2 pseudogenes are annotated in these 685 nt (G+C 29.9%); one reads left to right on the top strand and one right to left on the bottom strand.

Annotated features, from left to right (window positions below):
* Positions 1-323: pseudogene (locus NRIC_RS19410) on the top strand (TaqI-like C-terminal specificity domain-containing protein); the annotation flags it as partial.
* Here NRIC_RS19410 and NRIC_RS19130 read toward each other — a convergent pair.
* A pseudogene (locus tag NRIC_RS19130) lies at positions 312-685 on the bottom strand (TaqI-like C-terminal specificity domain-containing protein); the annotation flags it as partial. The pseudogenes NRIC_RS19410 and NRIC_RS19130 sit on opposite strands and share 12 nt — an antisense overlap.

Raw genomic sequence — 685 nt, 5'->3', positions numbered from 1 at the left:
TATCTTATATGGACGATTTTTTTAAACAAAAAATAGTATTTTCTAGAATCTCAGGAAATGAGCCTTGCTTTGCTTTGGATGAAAAGGGATATTTGACTAATGATACAGGGTATATCATTTCTGGTAATAATATACCTTATTTGTTAGACATGCTTACGAATCCAATAATATGGTTTGCTTTTAAAAGATTTTATATGGGAGGAGGAATCGAAAAAGAATTCAAGTTGAATAACCTTTTATCACTACCAATTCCGCCAATTGGTAAAAAAATTGACTTAACTATTAAAGAAAGAGAATGGATTGAGAGCTATTTAATCAGCTAATAAACGAAAGAGATACTTCTTTTCTTCATCAACATCAGTAATGAATTCTATAATTTCTTTTTCAATCTCTAATTTATCCACTGAGTATATGTTGAAATCAGGAGGCAAGGGTAATTTTTGCAAAAAGGTTTTTTTCATACGAATACCTTGTTCTCCAAGCCCTCCTCCTGCATAAAATAGCTTATAAATATTAAAAATCACTATTGAGTTAAGCAGTTTAACTAAGTTTTCTAAATTTTCTCCAGTTATGAAAGTCACTGTATCATTTACCATAAAACCTTGGTCATCCAAATAGAATTGGGGTGTAGAAACCATCTCCGAAAAAAGTATTTTTGGTTGATAAAAATCGTCCATATAAGATA

Source organism: Enterococcus florum, assembly GCF_004309355.1.
GTDB lineage: Bacteria > Bacillota > Bacilli > Lactobacillales > Enterococcaceae > Enterococcus_A > Enterococcus_A florum.
This window is presented reverse-complemented; position numbering and strand designations above follow the sequence as displayed.